Below are 20,642 nucleotides of genomic sequence, written 5' to 3'. Positions count from 1 at the left end.
AAGTTACAACTTAAATATTATAATATATTTTTGAAATATTCACCATAAAAGTAAATTATTTTATTAGTAACTGTGGATTTTACAAGACTTTGTCCCTAAAAAAGACTAATCAATTATTTGTGATTTTGTCCCTCTTGGAGTTTAATCTAGTGAGGTGTTTTTTTATGAAAGAAATAATAAAAAACAATTTAACAAAATTTGAAAATAGTAGGTTCTGAATTTTAGAAGAAATGGGTTCTTTGAATAAAAAAGGAAAGTTAAATCCAAAAACTTTAAGTAATAAAACAGGATATTCAATCAAACAGTCTAGAAGGTTTATAAAAAGTTTTAAAGATAATACTTTTTTGATTAGCCATAAAAACAAAAATAAGGAAAATGTTAACAAAATAAAAGATGAAGTAAAAAGAGCAATTATAGAGAAATATATTGAAGTAACTACTCCATGCAAAGAAATGAGTGATGGTCATTATGAAATGACTCATTTAGATTTTTATTTAGATGAAACAAAAGACAAGTTTAATGTTAAATACGGATTTGTAAATAAACTTCTAAATGAAAATTTTTTACTCACTTCATATTCAAAAAGGATCACAAGAAAAACTATGAAGAAAAAACTTAAAGAAGACAATTTAGCAGAGTTAAAAATCCAGGAAAAAATTTTCGAATTTCTAAGAAAATATAAACCAACGTACACAGAATATTTAAAAACTAAAAATCCCCCTTATGTAAAACACAACTATGATTTTGGTCACATAGTTGAAGTAGATGCTTGCGTTAGTGTTTGAATAGGAATTAAAAAATATTACATATACCATGCCATTGATGCTGGGACTGGTAAGTTACTAGGTTTTTGAATTGATGATGAGGAAACAAATTTTGGGTATTGTAAACTGCTTAAACAGGTCCTAGAAAAGTATGGGGCTTCAAATATTATAAAAACAGATAGAAGAAAAACATTTTGATCTGAGAATTCAGTTACCAATTTAACTTATTGTTTAAATAAACTAGAAATACAAGTTAAGTCAGAAAGCCAACCAACTTTTAAAGCTAATGTTGAAAGATCATTTAAAAATGCACAACAAATTTATTACAAACTATTTTTAAAACATGGTTTGAATACTAAAGAAAAAATACAAAAGAACTATCAGTTAATTGTTGATGCTTACAATCAAAGATATAAAAAGTCTGAAAAAGGAAAAAGAAACCAATTCATAAAATTAAGTAAAGATGATTTAAAAGACTTGTTCTATACAACTAAGATTTGTAAAGTTCTAAAAGGTTTTTATTTTTTCCATAATGGTAAGGCTATGGGTTTGTTCACCAAAGAAGATAAAAGAGTTAATATGAAAAATCAAATCTTATTAAGAACTAACATGTTAACAGGTGAAAAATTTGTACTTGATAAAAATTCAAAATATTTTGCCAGAGAAATAAATGATGATTTATTAAACGAATATATAAATGAGATTCAGGATAATGAGTTTTTAAAATTAGAAAAAATTAAAAGAAAAAGTATAGCTGCTTCTAAAGCTATTTATCAAAAAAATGAAAACACAAGAATAGCTTTAGAAAGATGAAGCGACAGTTTAAAAGAAAGGGAGGAAAAAATTAAAATTAGAGAAATTGAACTTTCTTTAAATATTTAATTGAGCAATAAAAAGCAAAAACCAAAAATATCAAAAAGCAACTAAATTATATTTTTCTCATTGATATAATTTAGTTGCTCCAAGTTCTATTTAATAGGGACAAAGTCACATAAAATTAACAAATATTCACCATAAAAGTAAATTATTTTATTAGTAACTTTTTAAAAATAATTATTTATTGTTTAAAAGAAACAATGACTAATGAACCTAAATTATTTATTAATTTTTTGGTTTCAGAATAATTCTAAACACTTTTTAGAAAATTCTTTAGGGTCTAGTTTTCCTTCTAATACTTCTATAATAGAACTAAAGATTGGTGCATTGATATTATATTTAGTAATAATATTTTTAGCAGTTTTATAAACTTCAAATCCTTCAACTGTCTTTTTATTTTCCTTAATAGTTTTTTCAACACCTTTTTTTAATAAGTCTTGTCCAAAACTATAATTTCTAGATTGAGTAGAACTACATGTTAAGAAGATATCACCAATCCCGCAAAATGACATAATTGTTCATTTTTTTGCTTTCATTTTACAAGCTATTTTTTGAATCTCTTCTATCCCCATTGTTAAGATTGCTGACATTGTATTTACAGAAGTATATTCTGCTTGTGATAATCCAACTGCAATTGCTAATAAATTTTTTAAACTAGAAAATACTTGTAAACCAACAATATCATTAATTGGAATAACTTTGAAAACATCACTGTTAAATAACTCACATACTTGTTTTACAATTTTAAGGTTTTTTCCAGTTCCATTGATAACAGTAGGTTTCTCTTCAAAAACTTCAGTAGCAAATGATGGACCACATAAAGTTACAAGTCTAGAATAATAATGACTTCCTAATTTAGATTTAATTTTGTTACTTAGGATTTGACTAGTTTCTGCATCTATTCCTTTAACAACATTAATTAAAATAACTTGAGATTTTTTATCAGACAAAAATTCTTTTACTTTATCTAATACTGAATCTAGTGCAGTTGAAGGAATTGCAAAAATAATATATTTAGAATCCCCAATTGCTGTTTTTAAATCTGTAGTAGCTGATAATGATGAACTAAATTTAGTGTTTCCAAAATATTTTTTATTGTATCCACTATTAATATCATTTACTTCATTGTTATCAATTCCTCAAAGAAAAACAGTATTACCATTTAAAGATAATCTAGAACCAAGTGCAGTTGCTCAAGCTCCGGTCCCTAATATACAAATTCTATTATTTATCATTTTTCTTTCCTCTTATTTTGTCTGTTTTATTTTTGAAATAAAGTGTGATTGGTACATTGTTTAATCCCAAACTTTTTCTAATTTCATTTTCTAGGTATCTTGCATAACTGAAGTGTAGATATTCTGGATTGTTACAGAAAAGTACAAATGTTGGGATTTGACCATCAACTTGAGTAACATGGTTTATTTTAATTCTTCCCCTATTAAATAATGGAGGACTATTTAGCATTTGAAGTTTGAAAACAAGATCAGTTAATATCTTTGAATTGAACTTTAAATTTAAATTTTCTCTAATGCTTTTTATTTCATTAAATAAAGTATTAATTCTTTTATTTTCAATTGCACTTAAAAAAACAATTGGTGTTCAACTTAAAAATTTAAATTTAATTCTAATTGTTTTAATAAACTTGTTCATTGTCTTTTCATCTTTTTCTTTAACAATGTCTCATTTATTAACAACAATGATTGAAGGAATATTTGCTTTATGAGCTAATCCAGCAATCACTTCATCTTGTTCATTAAATTCTTCACTACCATCTAAAACAATAACTATTAAATTACTTCTAGAGATGGATTGTTCAACTCTTAAATATGCATATTTATCAACATTCTCTTGAATCTTTCCTTTTCTTCTGATTCCAGCTGTATCAATAATTGTATACAATAAGTTATCTTTTTTAAAATTGCTGTCTATTGCATCTCTTGTAGTGTTTGCAATATTAGAAGTTATCATTCTATCTTCATTTAAAATACAGTTAACAAGACTAGATTTTCCAACATTTGGTCTTCCAATGATACAAAATTTAAAAGTATCTTCTTCTTTGATTTCTTTTAATTTTGTATCAACTATTGCATCCAATAAATCACCAATTCCAATCCCGTGGTTTGCTGAAATAAAATAAGGTTTTTGAAATCCAAATCTTAAATATTCATGATCATCATAAGAATCTTTGTTTCTAGTTTCTGATTTATTAACAGCTAATAAAATTTTTTTATTTTTATGTTTTTTTAAAATTTTAGCCACATAGTGATCATCATTATTAATTCCTTCTTTATAAGAAACTAAAAACACAATCACATCAGCTTCAGTAATAGCATAGTTAACTTGTAATTCAATTTGCTTTTTAAAATCAAATTCATCAAGCATTAACCCACCAGTATCAATTAATTTAAAATGTTGAGTTAATCACTCTGCATTTGCATAAATCCGATCTCTTGTAATTCCGGGCTTATCATCAACTATAGATTTATTAACTTTGATAATTCTATTAAATAAAGTAGATTTACCAACATTAGGTTTACCAACAATTGCAACTTTTAACATAACTATACCTTTATATATTTTTTAACTTCTAAATAAACTTCATCTATACTTTTTTTAGAAGTGTTAATTTTGATAGTACCTGAACTTAATTTTGATGGTGCCAATTCTCTATGTTTATCTTTTCAGTCTCTTTTCATAAGATCAAAATAAACTGAAATAAAATTACCTTTTTTGTTTAATTGCTTAAGTTCTTTTACTCTTCTTTTAGTTCTTATAAATAATGATGAATAAAAAAATAATTTAAGATCAGCATCAGGCATAATTTCTTCAACTATTCCTCTACCATCCATTAAAACTTTAGGATATGTTTTAATTAATTCAACTAATCTTTTATTAACATAATTTCTAATGTATGCCCTAGAAGCAATAGTTGATGCAATTAAAGATATATCTTCAGTTTTTAATAAAGATGTAACATCATTATTATCTATATAGAAAATATCTCCTTTAACTTCTACATTGTATTTATCTAATTCATTAATAATTTCTTCTTCACTTACATCTATCTTTTTAGCTTTATTTAAAATATATGCAAATGCTCTATAAAATCCACCAGTAGACACAAAAATAAAGTCAAAATCTTTTGCTATTAACTTGCAAATAGTTGACTTACCACTACCGGCTGTTCCATCAATTGCTATTTTGTAATTCATAACTATATTAAGTATATAAGTATTTTAAAAATTAAACCATAAAATTAGTTTTCATATTTAATGATCAATTTATCTAAAAGTTTAGTATTGGTTTTATCCTTTTTAAGCAATCTAATAATTTTATTAATTCGTCAAATAAAATAGATATCTGTAAATATATTTTTAATTTTATTTGTCTTTTTTCTTGTGAAAACTACTGTGCTTATTTCTTCACTTTTAACTTTTTCTGACACAAACATATAAGTTAAAGAAAGAACTAAAAGAGAAACCAAAACTCAAATAAAAGTGTAAATAGGATAAATAAAGTAAAAGAAAATGCTGTAATTATATCAATTATTAATAACTGAAAAATATCCATAAACTGCAATTGCAGCAGCTCATAATAAAACTATTATTAAAAAAACAAAAATATATAAAGTTATCAATGATCTAATTTTTCTTAACAATTTAATTGATAACTTCTTTTTATCAATAAGGTTTTCTACTAATATCATAGTAATTTATTTTAATCCTTTATTTAGTACAAATAAAAAAGATTTTACATTACATAAAATCTTTTAAATCTTATTATTAATAATTAAGCAATTAGCTTTTTAACACAAGCAAATAAAGGTCCAGACATAAATGCATGTGCTTCTTTTTCTTTTTCAGATACTGTTTCTTGTCCAAAGTGAACAAACATTAAACAGAATACATTAAATAAAATTGGGTTTTCATTAAAAAATGCAATGATTGTTGGTTTATCAGGGTTGCTCATAAACATTTTAACTAACTGTGCTAAATAAGCTTGTTGTTCTTTTCTTGAAGGTTGTTCCTTAGCATTTTCACCTAATAATCTAACAGCTTCAGTAATGTCTTCTTTGTGTTCACAAGTAAATGCATAAGAATTATCTTTATCAACATTTCTTAAGAATTCAATTTTTGCATCAAAAGACGTGTAACAGTTACTAAAAATTTCTGATGCTTTACTAATATATTCAGATACTTTTTCTTTAATATCCATAGTTTACTCCTAAATTCATATAGTAAATATATGAGCTATAACATAGACTCATTTTTTAATTATATAAATAAAAACTCAGTTTTAAAAAATAGGTTATTAAAATAATTTGTTTGTAAAGAAGTGTTTTTAAAAGTTTAGTGAGGTTTATAAAAATATCAAATATTTATGTAACTAAAGCTTATTAGTTGTTGTAGAACAAAAATATAAGAAGATTATGCTGGTTAAATTTAACAAACCTTAAAAACCAAACTTAAATTGAATAAAAAATTACAACTCCCGTTTTCTCTTAAAAAATAGAAAATGGGAGTTGGGGGGATTATAATTTAAATATTAAGTTAACTCCCGTTTTCTCTTAAAAAATAGAAAATGGGAGTTGGGGGAGTTATTGTGGAAATAAAAAGAAATATCATAAAAGTTATGGATGAGATATTAACTCAATTCCCTATTTTATTAATTACAGGGGCAAGACAAGTTGGAAAAACAACAATTGCTGAGTATTATCGTGATCAACATAATTACAATTTTATTTCATTAGATAATGAAGAAATATTAGAAAAAGCAAAAACAAATCCTCAACAATTATTAAAAGATTATCCATACCCTTTGATAATAGATGAAGTACAAAGAGCTCCAAATCTATTTATGGAAATTACACATATAGTAAATGAAATTAGAAGAACAAAAGGTAGTAAGTCAGCTAGAGGCATGTTCATATTAACAGGTTCTCAAAAATACCATTTAATAAAAAATGTAACTGAGTCAATGGCGGGCCGTGTCGCAATATTAGAGGTACCACCATTAAGTCAAAGTGAAATAAATAATCAAATTGAAAATCCTTTTATTTATGATTCTAGCAAATTAGAAAATTTTGTTGATAGAGTTAATAATTACAATTTGGATGAAGAAAAAATTTATGAAAGTATATTTAAAGGTTTTTATCCTGAACTTTGAAATGAAAATAACATCACTCCAAATCGTTTTTATAGCCAATATATAAAGTCTTACTTAGAAAGAGATGTAAGTGAATTTATCAATGTGAAGGATAAAAGAAAATTTTTAGATTTTTTAGTTTTACTTTCAAATCAAACTGCAAATGATTTTATACCAGAAAACTTATCTAAGCATCTGCAAATAGATAGAAAAACAGTGGAATCTTGGGTTTCTATTTTAGTTGCAGGGGATTTAGTAACATTATTAAACCCTTACAATAATTCTTTAGTTAATATAGTAAAAAGAAGAAAAAGAATTTATTTTAATGATGTTGGATTGTTATGTCATCTACTAAAAATAACTAACCCCAAATCTTTACAAACAAATAAGCATAAAGGAAAAATTATTGAGACATATATTTTTAATGAAATTAAAAAATCTTATTTAAATAGTGATGAGCGTGTAGATTTTTATTATTATCGAGATGGAAATAAAAATGAAATAGATTTAATTGTACATAATATTTCTAAAGGCTTTATCAATTTAATAGAATGTAAATCTAATAAAAATTATTCTTTATCTGATGTTAAATCATTTAAGTTAATAAAAAATGAAGACCACCCAATTACAGGTAAACTAATTATTTGTTTTACTGATGAAATCTACCGTCTTAATGGAGAGGTGTTAGTCTTACCTGTAACAGCTATATAATGTTTTAATTTATTAGATATTTATTCTAAAAACTCCTTACTTAAAAAGTAAGGTTTTTTATTACATACATTTCCAATAAAAGACATAATTTTATTATTAATAAAGATTAAAAGTTAATATTTATTATATAAAGTTAATTCTTGAGTTCACATATGCAAAAACAAAATAAACCCATTGTTAAATTGATTGAGAATTTTGAAAATGATGAAAGTCTTACTCAATTGGAAAAAGAGGTCATTAATAATATTAATAACAACCCAAGAGATTTCTTATTTTCAAAAAACATCAAAACATTCTGTTTAGACAATGGAATTGTTGAAACTACTATTCAAAGAATTGCAAAAAAACTAGACTATAGCTCATCTTTAGAAATGAAAAATAAATTAACTATTAAGTTAAATAATTTTATTTATAAAGAAAAAGAAAACATCATTAACATGCTTGATAAAAAAGTTAACTATGAAATTTTAAGATACTTTAACTTTATAGAAAGAAAGGCAACCATAATGGACTGAAACACAATTGATAAAATGAAAAATAGTTTTTTAGAAAATAAAACTATTTATATTTATCAAAATGATTCATTGTTTTCATATTACTTTTTTGAAAAAATATGTGAAGCTTTACATAAAAACATAATAAGAATAGAAAACAAAAACCACTTTGATTTAATCAAAAGTGGAATCAATGAAAATGTCTTTTTAATCATTACAAACCCATTTGGTGAAATTAATGAATTTGAAAACACTTTAATAGATTTTTTTAAATTAAAAAATAAAGAAATTTACTATATAACTTCAACTTTCAAAAAAATAACAGATATTAATTTACTAATTTTAGATATAGAAAATAACTTAAATAAAAATGATGATTTATTTAATAAAAATTTCTATTTCAAAATTTTATATGACCAAATGGTGAATATAATAACAATGAGTTTAATTAAAGAACTAAATAAACAAAAATAATAAGATTTATTTTTTGATAGGGCAGATGTGAGTATAATCTATTTCTCCATCTTCCCTTTTTATTTCATCAACTAATTCCACTCCAGTTGCATGTTCTAATAGATTTGTAACAAATTCACTTAAAGAGTTTTGTAGGTCTTCTATGTTGCTTGTAGGTTTTTTAGAAAATTCTTTAAATTTTTGTTCAAAAACTTCTTCTTCAACACCTAAATTTAATAGGTATTCTTTTAAATAATCTTTTATTTTTGAAATTGTAAACTCATCAATTGCTTCATGAAAATCACCATCTTTTGTTTCTTTAACACAGATTATAGTTATTAAATCTTTATCAAAGTTTTTATCTCTTTTTTTAGCTTCAACTTTGAATCTCTGAAGATCATTAATGTTGTTTTTGTTTTTCATAGCAATAGCCTTTATAGTAATTTAAATTTTAAAATATTTTAATTAAAAGTTTATTAATTATTTTTGTTGTATTCTATGAACTCTTTTAAATATAAATATATCCCAAGAGTCCCACATAAATCATTTTTCAAACTTTTATACATATCAATAAATTTTATTTTTCTATTAATACTAACTTTGGAAAATAAAATTATATTTGTCATTTCTTTAATATCGTTTTTTAAATCTCAAGATTTAAAAGTTTTTGTAAGATGTATTAATGTATAAACAAAACCAGCTAGACCTTCTTCAAAAGAAACTTTTAAAAGGTTAGAAGATTTAATGGTTGGTAACAACAAAATAATTTTATTTTTCATGTAATCATCTTGAGATTGTTGATAGTACAAATTCATTAAGAATATTAAGCCACATGTTCCATTTAATACATTGGGGGATGAATACATTTCATTTTTAATGTAAAAATAAGATTTGTTTTTTACTAATTTATTTTCAATTATATATTTAATATCTTGCTTTGCTTTTTTTAAAAATTGAATATTTTTATTAACATTTTTACTTAAATACAAATTTAAAAAAATTTTATTAAAAATTTGTTCAACCTCATTTTTATTTCTTAAATTAAAAAATCTTTTTTTATTGTAGTTATCATAAACAAAAACTTTAAATACTTCATGATAAGAAGTTGATAGAAAGTACTTTTCATATCAAGAAAGGTTATCTCAATTCTTTTCTAAATATTTAATATCTAATTCTTTTAAATTTAATAACAGACTATTTAAAGTATTAGATTTTATCAAAATATTGTTTTTGATTTCTTCTAAAGTTTCTTTATTAAATTGTAAATATAGTTTTATATCATTGTTTTTATTTACAAAAACTTCATAATTATCTCAATCGATATTTTTCAAATTACTTATAAATTCTAAAGGATCAATTGTTTTTTTAGAGTAGTACATTTTATTAATCAACTCAACTAAAATTAAAGGCAATTTATAGTTGTTTGCAAAAATATAAAATCTTTCAAAAGTTTTATTAATTGATTTAGCTAGATATAAAAAATTATTTGATTTACAAATCAACTCAATCATTAATATTGATAGTTTCTTTTGGAGAACATTTTTACTTCTCAATTTATTATTCAAAGACAATCATCTGTTATTTATAAAGTAAATGTTTTTATTAAAAGTTTCATTATTATCATGAATTGATTCTAAATCTATAAAATAAGTTTTTTTATTTTTGCAATCAAATAAGAAGTTACTTAGTTTAATATCTAAAACCAACTTGTTTGAACTTATGCAAAAATCATAAAATTTTAAAATATCTATAATTATTAAAACAAGGTTTTTAATTACTTTTAAAACATTTTTATCAGTTGGCTCAAAGTACAAAAGAGAATTTTCATAGAAAAAATCTTTGAGTGTTAAGCCATCTATGTGTTCTCTAACTACAAATAAATGGTTTTCCTCAGTAAAACTTTCTATTATTTTTGGGGTTGTATTACTTTCAGTAAAATACTTTAATTGTTCTATTTCATTTAATCCAAGTTTTGTAGAATTTCAAAAAGAGTTAATTCCTAAATATGGTCTAAATTCTTTAATTAAAACAACTCTATTGTTATTGTACAAATCATAAGCTAAATAAATACCTCCATGATTAGAAAAATAAATAGCTTTAAAAATATCATATTTATTGTGTAATAAAAAATGAGATGAAAATGAATCATCATTGTTGTTTTGTTTTTCTGTTAAGGGATCTTTTATAAAATTAGGACAATGTTTACCTATTTCTCTTTTGTCTAAAATCTTTTCATTTCTTTCATTATAGATATAATCAGATTTAAAACCTCCATATCTATAGTGAATGCATGAGTTTTTAAAACTTTTGTCTGTTAAAACTGAAGGTCCTTTAAAATCTTTTAATTTATCATATAAAGCTTTTGTATTGTCTATAAGTTCTATTTCATCTTTGCAATAAATAGTAATAAATTTACCAGTTGATTTTCTATTGTGATGTTTTTGTAAAGTTTGAATAAAGTTAGCATCATTACAAATAAATTTAAATAAAATATTTTTATTTAAACAATAATTTATACAGATATCTAAAATTTGTTGATAGTTATCAAGTGTTGATGAAACATGAATTTTTCATCCTTGATTTGGTAAACTATCAATCAACTTGTAATTAACATATGTAAATTTATTTTTTGTATAAAAACTTAAATCTTTATATATCAATTTGTATTTATTAAAAATTATTTGAATCTTATCCATACTTTTATTTTTTTATTCACCTATTAACAGATTTAAAAATTTATTTTAAAAGCATTAATAATTACATACAAATTCTTGTATGACATATAAGTGTTCAACCAAATTTTTGCTCTAATTCTTTACTGTTATCAACTACACTTTCTACATAGATATTAAATAATTTTTCATCCAATAAAATTCTTTGCAATATTTCAATATTCATATTTTCACCTTGTCCTTACTAACTTTATATTAGTTCATTCACTAATCTTATTAAGATTTAAAAGAGTTTTTAAAAAACTAAATAATTTGTTTTAAGTTTTTAAAAAACTTTGTTACCAAGTAAATTGAAATTTTTAGTAAATATAATTTTAGTAATCAGGAGTTAAAAAATAAGTTATGAAATATTTATTTATAAAAAAATATTGATGACTATTATCCATTGTTATATTGCTTATGATTATGACAGCAATATTTTCAAGTGCTGCAAGTTTATTAACAAGTTTATCTATTGATTTTTTTACTGCAGCTTATAACAATTTTGATGTAGCTTACCCAATTTATTTTTTTGGTATACAAGTATTTACAGTAATCCAACAAATAGGATTTGATTACTTCTACATTATCCTATCTTCAAGTATTGCACTATGAGTTTTAATGTATAGTTGTTCATATCTAACTAGTGTGTTACAAGAAATATATTTACAAAATGTTAATAACAATTTAAGAGATATATTTATTAAAAACTTAAATGATAAAAACTTTGATTTTATTAAAGTAAATAATTCTGCTGTTGCTCATAATTGAATTAATAATGACATATTAAATATTTATTCAAAAGGCAGTAGTGTAGTACTTAATTTAATTTCCTTATCTTTCACTTTTATATTCTCTTTAATTTCATTATTTTTATTATTTTGAGGAATTGGATTGCTAGTTTTAGTAATTGCTTTAATTTCAGTTTTTGTTCCAATCTTCTTCAACCAAAAACTTGAAAGTATAGGAAATAAATTTGGTGAAGATAATGAAAGGTATTTTGTTAATACTTATAAAAATTTAAAAGGAATTAGAAACTTATTTTTATTAGGAAGATTAGATATAGTAGCAAACAATATCAAACAAGATACTCTTGAGTATAAGAAAAATAAAATTGAATTTATTTATAAACAATATAAGATTTTATGAGCCTTAATCATGCTCGCAATTTTGGGACAACTACTAGCAATTACAATGGGGGCAGTTTTTAGTGCTTTAGGTTTTATGTCTGCTTCTTCTTTATTCTCAATTGCTTTTTTAACCGGATCAGTTTTCGGAACATTCCAAGGATTATTTCAAGGGATAATGAATTTATCAGTTGGAAAAGCATTAATTAAAAAGAATATCTTTCCAAGTCAAAAGAATGAATATAGTATTAATGAAAATTTAGAACCATTAAACTATTTAGAACTTAAAAATGTTAGTTTGGAATATAAAGACAAAAAAATATTAAATAATATAAACTACAAATTTGAAGCTAATAAAAAATACTTAATAACTGGTGCAAGTGGTTGTGGCAAATCAACAATGGTTCAAATTTTGTTAGGAATCAATTATGACCACACAGGTAAATCATTATGAAATAAAAAAGAAATAAAAAAGATTAATCATAAACTGATTAATCAAAATGTAAGTTATGTCACAAATGATGGATACATTTTTGAAGATAATGTTTTAAATAATATCTGTTTGTTTGATGATTCAATAGATCAAAAACAATTGGATTTATCTATAAAAAATAGTAATTTAAATTTTATTGATGATGTTAATAAAAAGATTAATAAATCTAAATTATCTACCGGTCAAATCCAAAGAATTAATATAGCGAGGAGTTTTTATCAAAATAAAAAAATTGTAATATTTGATGAAGCTTTAAGTAATCTTGATGAACAAAATGCTTTCAATATAGAAAAAATATTGTTAGAGCAAAAAGACTTAACTTTTATCCATATAACACACCATATCAATGATAAAAATAAAAAACTATATGACAAAGTTTTACTAGTTAAAGATGGAGGTATAAGCAATGTATAAAGAAATTTGAAAATATAAAAAACTAGCTTTAATAAACATAGCTTATGCTTTTGTTAATGCAATTTTATTTGCTTTTACAATGTTATCTTTAATGTTTATTTATAACTCAATGGAAGGAATATTTTATTTTAAAACTAACAGCACAATTATTGAAGTTATTATTTGAGTTGCTTTAACTTTAGTTACAGTAATTGTGTTGGCCATCACTTCAGCAATTAGTGAATATCAATCTCAAAAACTAGAAGAATATGTTTGTTGTAACTTGAGATTTAAAATAATAAACAGAATTAATTTACTGAATTATCAATTGATTAATAACCAACAAGAAAACATAAACTCTATGTTATCAAATGATATTAATCAATTGGCAAAATTATATTATTCTAACTTTACTAACTTTTTTAATCTTGGATTTCTTTCTTCATTAATAATTGTTATATTTTTTGTTCTAAATTGAATATTAGCTTTAACAATATTGATTTTAATTTCAATAAATTTATTAGTAGTAAAGTTAAGTCAAAATTACTCTGAAAAAATAAGCAAAAAATTCAATCAAAAAACAGAAGAATATTCAGATGTGACAAAAAATATTTTAGAAGGAATTAATACTTTATTTTTTGTGAATAAGATCCAACTGTTGTCTTCTTTATTTTTAAAAAATCCAAATAGAGTTATCAAAAAAACCAATATTGATTTTTCTAAAAAATCAGAAGCAACACATTTAAGTATTAGAATAGTAAGTCAGGTTTTTCAACTATTAGTTTTATTTATTTGTGCAATTATATTAATAAATAAAAATGTGTTGATTAACAGTAATTACAACTTTATAGGATATAACAACATTACTTCTATTGGAGTGTTATTAGCCATAGCAAGTTTAGGAAACAACTTATTTAATAGTTCTTCAAATTTTATTAAACTATACAACTCTTATAATCTTGCTAAACCAATCTATAAAAAACTAAATGAATTAAAAGTAAGTGAAGATAATAGAAATATATTTGATTTCAATGAATTCAATTTCAAAATAAAAAATATAGATTACAAAATTGAAAATAAACAAATATTTAAAGATTTCAATTTAACTTTACAAACTAATAATAACTATGCTTTTGTTGGTAACAGTGGATGTGGTAAATCAACTTTAGCTAGATTAATATGTGGATTGTTACCAATAAGCAATGGTGAAATATATTTAAATGATAATGAAATAAATACATATCAAACTAATAGTATATTAAATAAAGTAGGATATATTGAACCCATTCCTTTTATATTAAATGACACAGTAAAAAACAATATAACTTTGTATGATAACAATTTTGATGAAACTAAATATAACAATATCTTGGAGTTACTAGATCTTAAATCAATTGATAACAATTTAGTTATTGATGAAGTTGAAAATGATTTATCAGTAGGTCAAAAACAAAGAATTAATTTTGCAAGATATTTATATAAAGACTGCAAACTATTTATCTTAGATGAGGCAACTTCAAATGTTGATAATAAAACTGCAAGTTTAATAGAATCTTATTTGTTAAATAACAAAGAGATTACTTTAATTAATATTACTCACCACTTAAATAAAGAATCATATAAAAAATATGATCAAATCATAGATTTGAATCAATAAGAAACAAAAATATCTTTTATTAAATCAACTTTAATAAAAGATATTTTCATTTATAACAATTCAAATTCAATCTCAAATATTATTAATTATTTAGATAGATAACAAGGATGAGTTTCATTATCTTTTAAATTAGTAAATAAGATTTTGTATCCTAAAATAAACATTCTTACCAAAATATAACTAATAATTAAAAATGAAACTATAGAAAAAATAAAACCTGCAATACCAAAAATTCATTGACCACTATTAAAGAATTGATAACTAATAGAATTAGTATCTAAAATATTTGTAGCTAACTTTCTATATTGACCAGCTGTTAATACCATTGAAGTTGCACCAATAGCTGAAGGGAATGTCATTGAACAAAAAACAGGATTAAATTTATAATTTTTGAATGTTCTAAAAATATAAATATATAAAAGACTTGAAAAAACAAATCCTCAAATAGTAGTTAGGATAAACAAAGTAAATATATAAGTTTGAGAATAATTAGATTCTGTTATTCACATAAAAACTTTAATGAATCCACTAGGTACTAAATTAATTGGAGCAAATCAAACTGCAATGCTTGCATATCTAGATTCTTCTGGTTTATTTTTAAATAACATAAAATATGTAACAAACAAAAACATTAGTACATAACTTATAAAACCAAAGTACCAAATAAATTGAAAGAATTCATTTGGTATTAAAGAAAAGTTATTAGCAACTGTACAAGCAACAATTAAACCAATTGGTGGAACATAATATGATCCATATACTAAATCATTTTTAATTTTAAAATTATGTTTATAGACACTAAAAATAAAGTAACCTAAAATCACAAAATGAAATCCTACTGCAATAATCAATAAAATGGATCCAATTATTTGACTGGATGAATACATATAAGAATCAAAACTTGCAATAAAACCAGCAACCAACATGAAAGACATACAATATGTTGGTAATAGTGAAACCATCATTTGCTCTTTCAATTCTCATTTTAATAATTTTGGATGACAGCAATTTCTTATAGTAATAACTAACAAAATAAAAATTACTAAAAAAATAGTGATATATGAAATTCAACTAGCATTAAAATTACTATTATTAAAATTATTAAATAACAATGATAAACAATTGCCTATACCACCAAACCCTAATGAAAGACCAGTATATGCAATTGGCAAATGGGATGTCCTTTTTAAAAATTTATTTGTATTTATCTTCATACTATATTCCATATTGTAGTTTAAACTAAATTACACAAAAATATCTGAACAAATCTTATATAGAAATTTATACTATAAAAATTTTATATAAAATTTTGAATCTATTATTTGTCCTTTAATTTATAGATATTAATATTTTAAATTATTAAAAAAAGATAGTAATTAAACAATTCTCAATTGAAAAAAACAATAGAAAATTTGTTTATGTTATCGGTAAAGTTAAATCCCCACCTTTCGGCAAAGTTAATTCCCCACCCCCCGTGAGGACTTAACTAAAGAAATGGGGATTTTTATAATTTCTCTAATAGGGGGAATTATGAAAAAAATTAACAAAATAAGAATGATAGATAAAATTAAAGAATTGTTAAAAAATCAACAAGTAGTAAACATTAAGGCTTTATCTAGAGATTTACAAATAGACAGAAAAACTGTTAGGAAGTATTTAAGAATTTTAAGTAATAACCCAGAATTAAAATCTTGTGACTTCAAAAGAAAATATAAAAAACCATCTAAGAATTTTTTATCACAAATTGAACATATTATAGAAGAGAGAATTGAATCTTATAAAGAAAAAACCAATGGAACTAAACCATCAATATTTTCAATTTATGAACATCTCTTGGATTACTTACCTTCAAAGCTTGAAATATCTAAAACTGAATTTAAAAATAAAATTTCCTATTCTACTTTTAAATCATTTTTAAAAGAAAATTATGATTATTCTTCAAGAGCTATTACTCCTCCAAAAAAAATAATAAAGGAAACCTATCCTGGAAAAATTTTGGAAATAGACTGGGCTGAAAATATTGTCATTCATACAAAGGAAGATGGAAAGTTAAAAATTAATATTTTGGTTACAAAGTTCTCGTATTCTAGATATATGAAGTTATTTGTTTCTTATGAAAAGAGTTCTCAAACTGTATTGAAGTTTTTAGTCTCTGCATTGGCAGAATTCCAAGGCAGCCCTCTTTATTTAGTTTGCGACAACATGAAATCTATTATTTCTAAAAACCAAAACTATTTAAACAAAAAGCCAATTTTAGAAAAACATTGAAATGATTTTGAAAGAGATTTTGGTATAGAGATTATTCCATGTGATCCAGCTTCACCAGAACAAAAAGCTAAGGTTGAAAGTGCTGTAAGAATTGCAAAAAAAATAAAAGCTTGAACTGGAGTAATTGAAAACAAAAATCACTTAATAGAAATTGTTAAAAACATAGAATCTAAATACAACAACAGTGAGAATGGTGTGGGGTTTAAACCAATTCAATCTTTTTTAAAACAAGAATTGCATACACTTCAACCTTTACCTAACAAAAAAATTATTGAAGGTTATTTAAATTCAAAAGAAACAAGAATGGTAAAAAATGACTATAAAATAGCATTTTTAAGCAATTTTTACTACTTACCACCTTTATATCTAAATGAATATGTGCAAATATATCAAGATGATTCTAATGTCTACATAGAACATAATGGAACAATAATTGCAACATATGAAAACAGTTTAAAAGTAGCTAAGCATTCTTTTACTACAACAGAAATTCATTCAGAAATTTTAAAGTATGAATTTTTAAAAAGAGGTGACAATATTTCAGAAGAAGTCATTAGGAAAATGGCAAAAGAAACTGTTGAGTCATTAGACTTGCAGTATAAACTAAAAGTTTTTAATCAGAAAAATCAGGAGACCTAAAATGAAAGAAATTGAAAATTTGTTAAATGAAGTTAAATGAACAACAAATGAAAAGGTATTTAATCTTTTAATGGATCAAAGATATTCTAGTCCTTTAATTGTTGAATTTTTAAAATCAATTTTAAGAGAGGAGGTAAACTTCAAAACTAAAAGAAGAAAATATTTAAAAGTTAAAACAGGAGGATTTGGAATAATAAAAACTATAGAAGAATTTGATTTCACTTTTCAACCACAAATAAATCAAAATCAAATTAATTATTTTTTAAATTTTGATTTTATAAAAAATAAACAAAATATAATTTTTCAAGGTACTTCAGGGGTTGGAAAAACTCATCTTGCCACAGCTATTGGGATTGCTGCTGCAGAGTCAAAATATAGTGTTTATTTTATTGACTGCAATAGGTTGTTAAATAATTTACAAGAAGCAAAATTTAAAAACCAACTTGCTCAAAGAATTAAACACTATTCTAAGTACAAGTTACTGATAATTGATGAATTGGGATTTCTTCCCATGGATCAAGAAAAAGCAAATATATTTTTTCAATTGGTTAATAGTAGATATTTAAAAAGCTCAACAATTATTACAACAAATAAACTATTTTCAGAATGGGGAAAACTATTCCAAGATGAAGTTATAGCAAGTGCAATATTGGATAGATTATTACATAAATCCCATGTTGTTAGCATTGCTGGAAAATCTTATAGAAACTATGAGTCTTTAAAATTAAAAGAAGAAATTGAATGAAAGGATAATGTTAAATAAAACCCTTTTAAATAAAAAAAGTTAAGTCCCACATTTATACTAAGGGGTGGGGAATTAACTTTACCGAAAGGGTGGGGAATTAACTTTACCAAAAACATTTAACAACTATTCTTTTTAAATATTAAATTAACTTAATAACTTATTTATTTAATTTATGAAATTATTAATAAGGTAAGAAGGTATTCTTATTTGAAATAATTATTTAATACTTATTAATACTTTTTATTTTCTTAAAATTGCTTTGAACCATTAAAAAGGAAATAAAAAAGATGTCTAATAAAAATTTAATACCTAAAGAAATTCAATATTGATTGTCTCTTTTATTATTTTTTAATTCATCTAAATACAAAATAAGATATATTTCACAAAACAAATGAATTAATGCAAAAAAACAACCTATAAAAATAATCACTGCATAATTTGACAGTTCTGTTGGTATACCAAAATAACTTGATGTAATGTTGGTTGTATAAGCAACAATTAGAAAAACTGATATAAGTAAGAAAAACCCAATTAAGCTATATATAAAAATTCAATTTAATTTAATATTCTTTTTTCTAAATAAAGACATAATAAATGCAGATATTAAAAAAGAAAATCCCATAGCCCCAAAAAACATGGTAATTTCTACCCTTCTTATTAAGTAGAATAAAAAAGAAAATGATATAGCTACTAATAAAATATAAATAATGTTCACTACAAAACACAAACTATAGGTTTTTTTCATAAATTTGGAATTTCATAAAAGTCATAAACCAATAATTAATAGAAAGCCAACTACTATTGATGTTATTAAAATAATGTTATTTGTGTATTTAATTGAAACTAATAAATACTCAAATAAATATGCAACAACACTTATCAATATAAAACCAATTCCACAAACAAATAAACTTCTTGACAACAAATGATTTTTAATAGGTAGTGGGTGTTTTTTAGACATTCAAGTGTTTAAGAAATCATACCTATTATTTACAAAATCAGACATATCATTGCTATCGTTAGTAACAGTTTTATTTAGTGTTTTTACATTTTCTTCTAATTCAAAATTTTTCATAGTTTAAATATATGTTACTTATTTTTAGTTTTGCTTATTTCTTTTTTTTTAAAAATTATCGTGCATACAGGTTAAGAGAAAGAAATGAAAGTCCTAATATAATGAAAAATAAATCTCCTAAAGATTTAATCCCTAGAAAAAAATCAAATTTATTAGTTAACTTATTTTTTTCAAATTCTTCACAACTATTAACAAAAGTAATTTGAATAATTAGATATATAAGGGATATCAACACTCCAGAAAACATGGTTCATCCATAGTTGCTGTTTTTGGTTTTTACTCCAAAGAAACTCAAAGAAATATTAGTTGTGAAGCCAATGATTAATAGTATGGTGACAATTATTAAAACACCAATAAAAACATATAAAATTATGAAATTCAATTTTATGTCATTTTTATGAAGTAATAATATCAAAAACGAAGCAATAATATAAGAAAGCCCAATTATTGAAAAAATAATTGTTGCTTCAATCTTATCAGTTAAATAAAAAATAAAAGAAAAGCATGACCCAATAGATAGACAAAAAGAAATTGCTATCAATACACCTCATAAATAAATATGTTTGGATTTAATCAAAAAATGTCATAAAAGTCACAGAACAAAAGAAATAATGAAACCCAATATTATAACTGGTATTAGAATTACAGAATTTGAAAATTTAGTTGTAATTAATAAGTATTGTAATAAATGTCCAATAAAACTTGTCAATACAAAACATATTCCAGAAATTAATAGTATTTTTGCAAATGTTAATTTTTGTCTTTTTTCAAAAAACTTATTAAATCAACTCGAATAAGTTTTATTCCCATTTTTTCTAATATAGTCTAGATCAATTTTTCTATATGAATCTAGTGAATCACATTCCATATCATTTATTGTTTTAAGGATATCTAAATTATCATTGTTGCTTTCGGGAGTTTTATTGTTATCTGCTTTATTTTCTTTCATTGATAAGTTTCCTATAACTCCAACTATAAAACATAATAGTTGAATGATTCAATATATTGTTTCAATAAAAATACTTTAATTAAACTATAAACTAAGATGCAAATAAAAAAACTTCTATTTTTAAAAATAGAAATTTCACATT

18 protein-coding genes are annotated in these 20,642 nt (G+C 23.0%); 7 read left to right on the top strand and 11 right to left on the bottom strand.

Translation table 4 applies throughout. From position 1 onward, the window contains the following. The first annotated feature begins 164 nt into the window (after positions 1–164). The gene (locus tag MYPE_RS01200; protein ID WP_044891210.1) at positions 165–1,646 is read left to right on the top strand and encodes a hypothetical protein; all 1,482 of its coding nucleotides are present in this window, start codon (positions 165–167) and stop codon (positions 1,644–1,646) included. Positions 1,647–1,858: 212 nt separating this feature from the next. Here the strand turns inward: MYPE_RS01200 and MYPE_RS01195 are convergent, their stop codons facing one another. The 5 genes from MYPE_RS01195 to MYPE_RS01175 form a co-directional block, all read right to left on the bottom strand. Then, complete coding sequence (locus tag MYPE_RS01195; protein ID WP_011077057.1) at positions 1,859–2,875, bottom strand: NAD(P)H-dependent glycerol-3-phosphate dehydrogenase; 1,017 nt, start codon at positions 2,873–2,875, stop codon at positions 1,859–1,861. Next, positions 2,865–4,199 (bottom strand): ribosome biogenesis GTPase Der, encoded by a 1,335-nt coding sequence (gene der, locus MYPE_RS01190; RefSeq protein WP_011077056.1) that lies wholly within the window; start codon positions 4,197–4,199, stop codon positions 2,865–2,867. The genes MYPE_RS01195 and der overlap by 11 nt, the downstream gene beginning before the upstream one ends. Positions 4,200–4,201: 2 nt before the next feature. Further along, the gene (gene cmk / locus MYPE_RS01185) at positions 4,202–4,852 is read right to left on the bottom strand and encodes a (d)CMP kinase (RefSeq protein ID WP_011077055.1); all 651 of its coding nucleotides are present in this window, start codon (positions 4,850–4,852) and stop codon (positions 4,202–4,204) included. A 44-nt stretch (positions 4,853–4,896) separates the two neighbouring features. Next, a complete protein-coding gene (locus tag MYPE_RS01180) occupies positions 4,897–5,346 on the bottom strand; it encodes a hypothetical protein (protein ID WP_011077054.1) in 450 nt (149 codons plus the stop codon). An 83-nt stretch (positions 5,347–5,429) separates the two neighbouring features. After that, the gene (locus tag MYPE_RS01175) at positions 5,430–5,855 is read right to left on the bottom strand and encodes a hypothetical protein (RefSeq protein ID WP_011077053.1); all 426 of its coding nucleotides are present in this window, start codon (positions 5,853–5,855) and stop codon (positions 5,430–5,432) included. 387 nt (positions 5,856–6,242) lie between these two features. Between MYPE_RS01175 and MYPE_RS01170 the strand changes: the two genes are divergently transcribed. Together MYPE_RS01170 and MYPE_RS01165 are read left to right on the top strand one after the other, a co-directional pair. After that, positions 6,243–7,496 (top strand): ATP-binding protein, encoded by a 1,254-nt coding sequence (locus MYPE_RS01170; RefSeq protein WP_229502224.1) that lies wholly within the window; start codon positions 6,243–6,245, stop codon positions 7,494–7,496. A gap of 152 nt (positions 7,497–7,648) precedes the next feature. After that, positions 7,649–8,464, top strand: coding sequence for a hypothetical protein (locus MYPE_RS01165; RefSeq protein WP_044891209.1), 816 nt, complete (start codon positions 7,649–7,651; stop codon positions 8,462–8,464). 6 nt (positions 8,465–8,470) lie between these two features. On the opposite strand, the gene MYPE_RS01160 is transcribed toward MYPE_RS01165, so the two are convergent. The 3 genes from MYPE_RS01160 to MYPE_RS05680 form a co-directional block, all read right to left on the bottom strand. Continuing rightward, positions 8,471–8,866, bottom strand: coding sequence for a hypothetical protein (locus MYPE_RS01160; RefSeq protein WP_011077050.1), 396 nt, complete (start codon positions 8,864–8,866; stop codon positions 8,471–8,473). A gap of 53 nt (positions 8,867–8,919) precedes the next feature. Continuing rightward, positions 8,920–11,139, bottom strand: coding sequence for a hypothetical protein (locus tag MYPE_RS01155; RefSeq protein ID WP_011077049.1), 2,220 nt, complete (start codon positions 11,137–11,139; stop codon positions 8,920–8,922). A gap of 61 nt (positions 11,140–11,200) precedes the next feature. Continuing rightward, positions 11,201–11,341, bottom strand: coding sequence for a hypothetical protein (locus MYPE_RS05680; RefSeq protein ID WP_160162147.1), 141 nt, complete (start codon positions 11,339–11,341; stop codon positions 11,201–11,203). Between the two features lie 239 nt (positions 11,342–11,580). Here MYPE_RS05680 and MYPE_RS01150 point away from each other — a divergent pair, with 239 nt between their 5' ends. Together MYPE_RS01150 and MYPE_RS01145 are read left to right on the top strand one after the other, a co-directional pair. Next, a complete protein-coding gene (locus MYPE_RS01150) occupies positions 11,581–13,188 on the top strand; it encodes an ATP-binding cassette domain-containing protein (protein ID WP_160162146.1) in 1,608 nt (535 codons plus the stop codon). Next, complete coding sequence (locus MYPE_RS01145) at positions 13,181–14,824, top strand: ATP-binding cassette domain-containing protein (RefSeq protein ID WP_011077047.1); 1,644 nt, start codon at positions 13,181–13,183, stop codon at positions 14,822–14,824. The genes MYPE_RS01150 and MYPE_RS01145 overlap by 8 nt, the downstream gene beginning before the upstream one ends. Positions 14,825–14,910: 86 nt before the next feature. Here the strand turns inward: MYPE_RS01145 and MYPE_RS01140 are convergent, their stop codons facing one another. Next, a complete protein-coding gene (locus tag MYPE_RS01140) occupies positions 14,911–16,038 on the bottom strand; it encodes a hypothetical protein (protein ID WP_044891207.1) in 1,128 nt (375 codons plus the stop codon). Between the two features lie 316 nt (positions 16,039–16,354). Here MYPE_RS01140 and MYPE_RS01135 point away from each other — a divergent pair, with 316 nt between their 5' ends. Further along, the gene (locus tag MYPE_RS01135) at positions 16,355–17,731 is read left to right on the top strand and encodes a DDE-type integrase/transposase/recombinase (RefSeq protein WP_044891206.1); all 1,377 of its coding nucleotides are present in this window, start codon (positions 16,355–16,357) and stop codon (positions 17,729–17,731) included. A 1-nt stretch (position 17,732) separates the two neighbouring features. Next, positions 17,733–18,494, top strand: a complete 762-nt coding sequence (gene istB / locus MYPE_RS01130; RefSeq protein ID WP_011077044.1) for an IS21-like element helper ATPase IstB — start codon at positions 17,733–17,735, stop codon at positions 18,492–18,494. Between the two features lie 202 nt (positions 18,495–18,696). On the opposite strand, the gene MYPE_RS01125 is transcribed toward istB, so the two are convergent. Then, entirely contained in the window at positions 18,697–19,551 is an 855-nt protein-coding gene (locus tag MYPE_RS01125) for a hypothetical protein (protein WP_011077043.1), read from the bottom strand. Between the two features lie 55 nt (positions 19,552–19,606). Continuing rightward, positions 19,607–20,500, bottom strand: a complete 894-nt coding sequence (locus tag MYPE_RS01120) for a hypothetical protein (protein WP_011077042.1) — start codon at positions 20,498–20,500, stop codon at positions 19,607–19,609. Positions 20,501–20,642 lie beyond the last annotated feature (142 nt).

It is taken from the genome of Malacoplasma penetrans HF-2 (assembly GCF_000011225.1).
Classification (GTDB): Bacteria; Bacillota_I; Bacilli_A; order Mycoplasmatales; family Mycoplasmoidaceae; genus Malacoplasma; species Malacoplasma penetrans.
The sequence above is the reverse complement of the archived record's forward strand: the minus strand, read 5'-3'. Positions and strand labels throughout refer to the sequence as shown.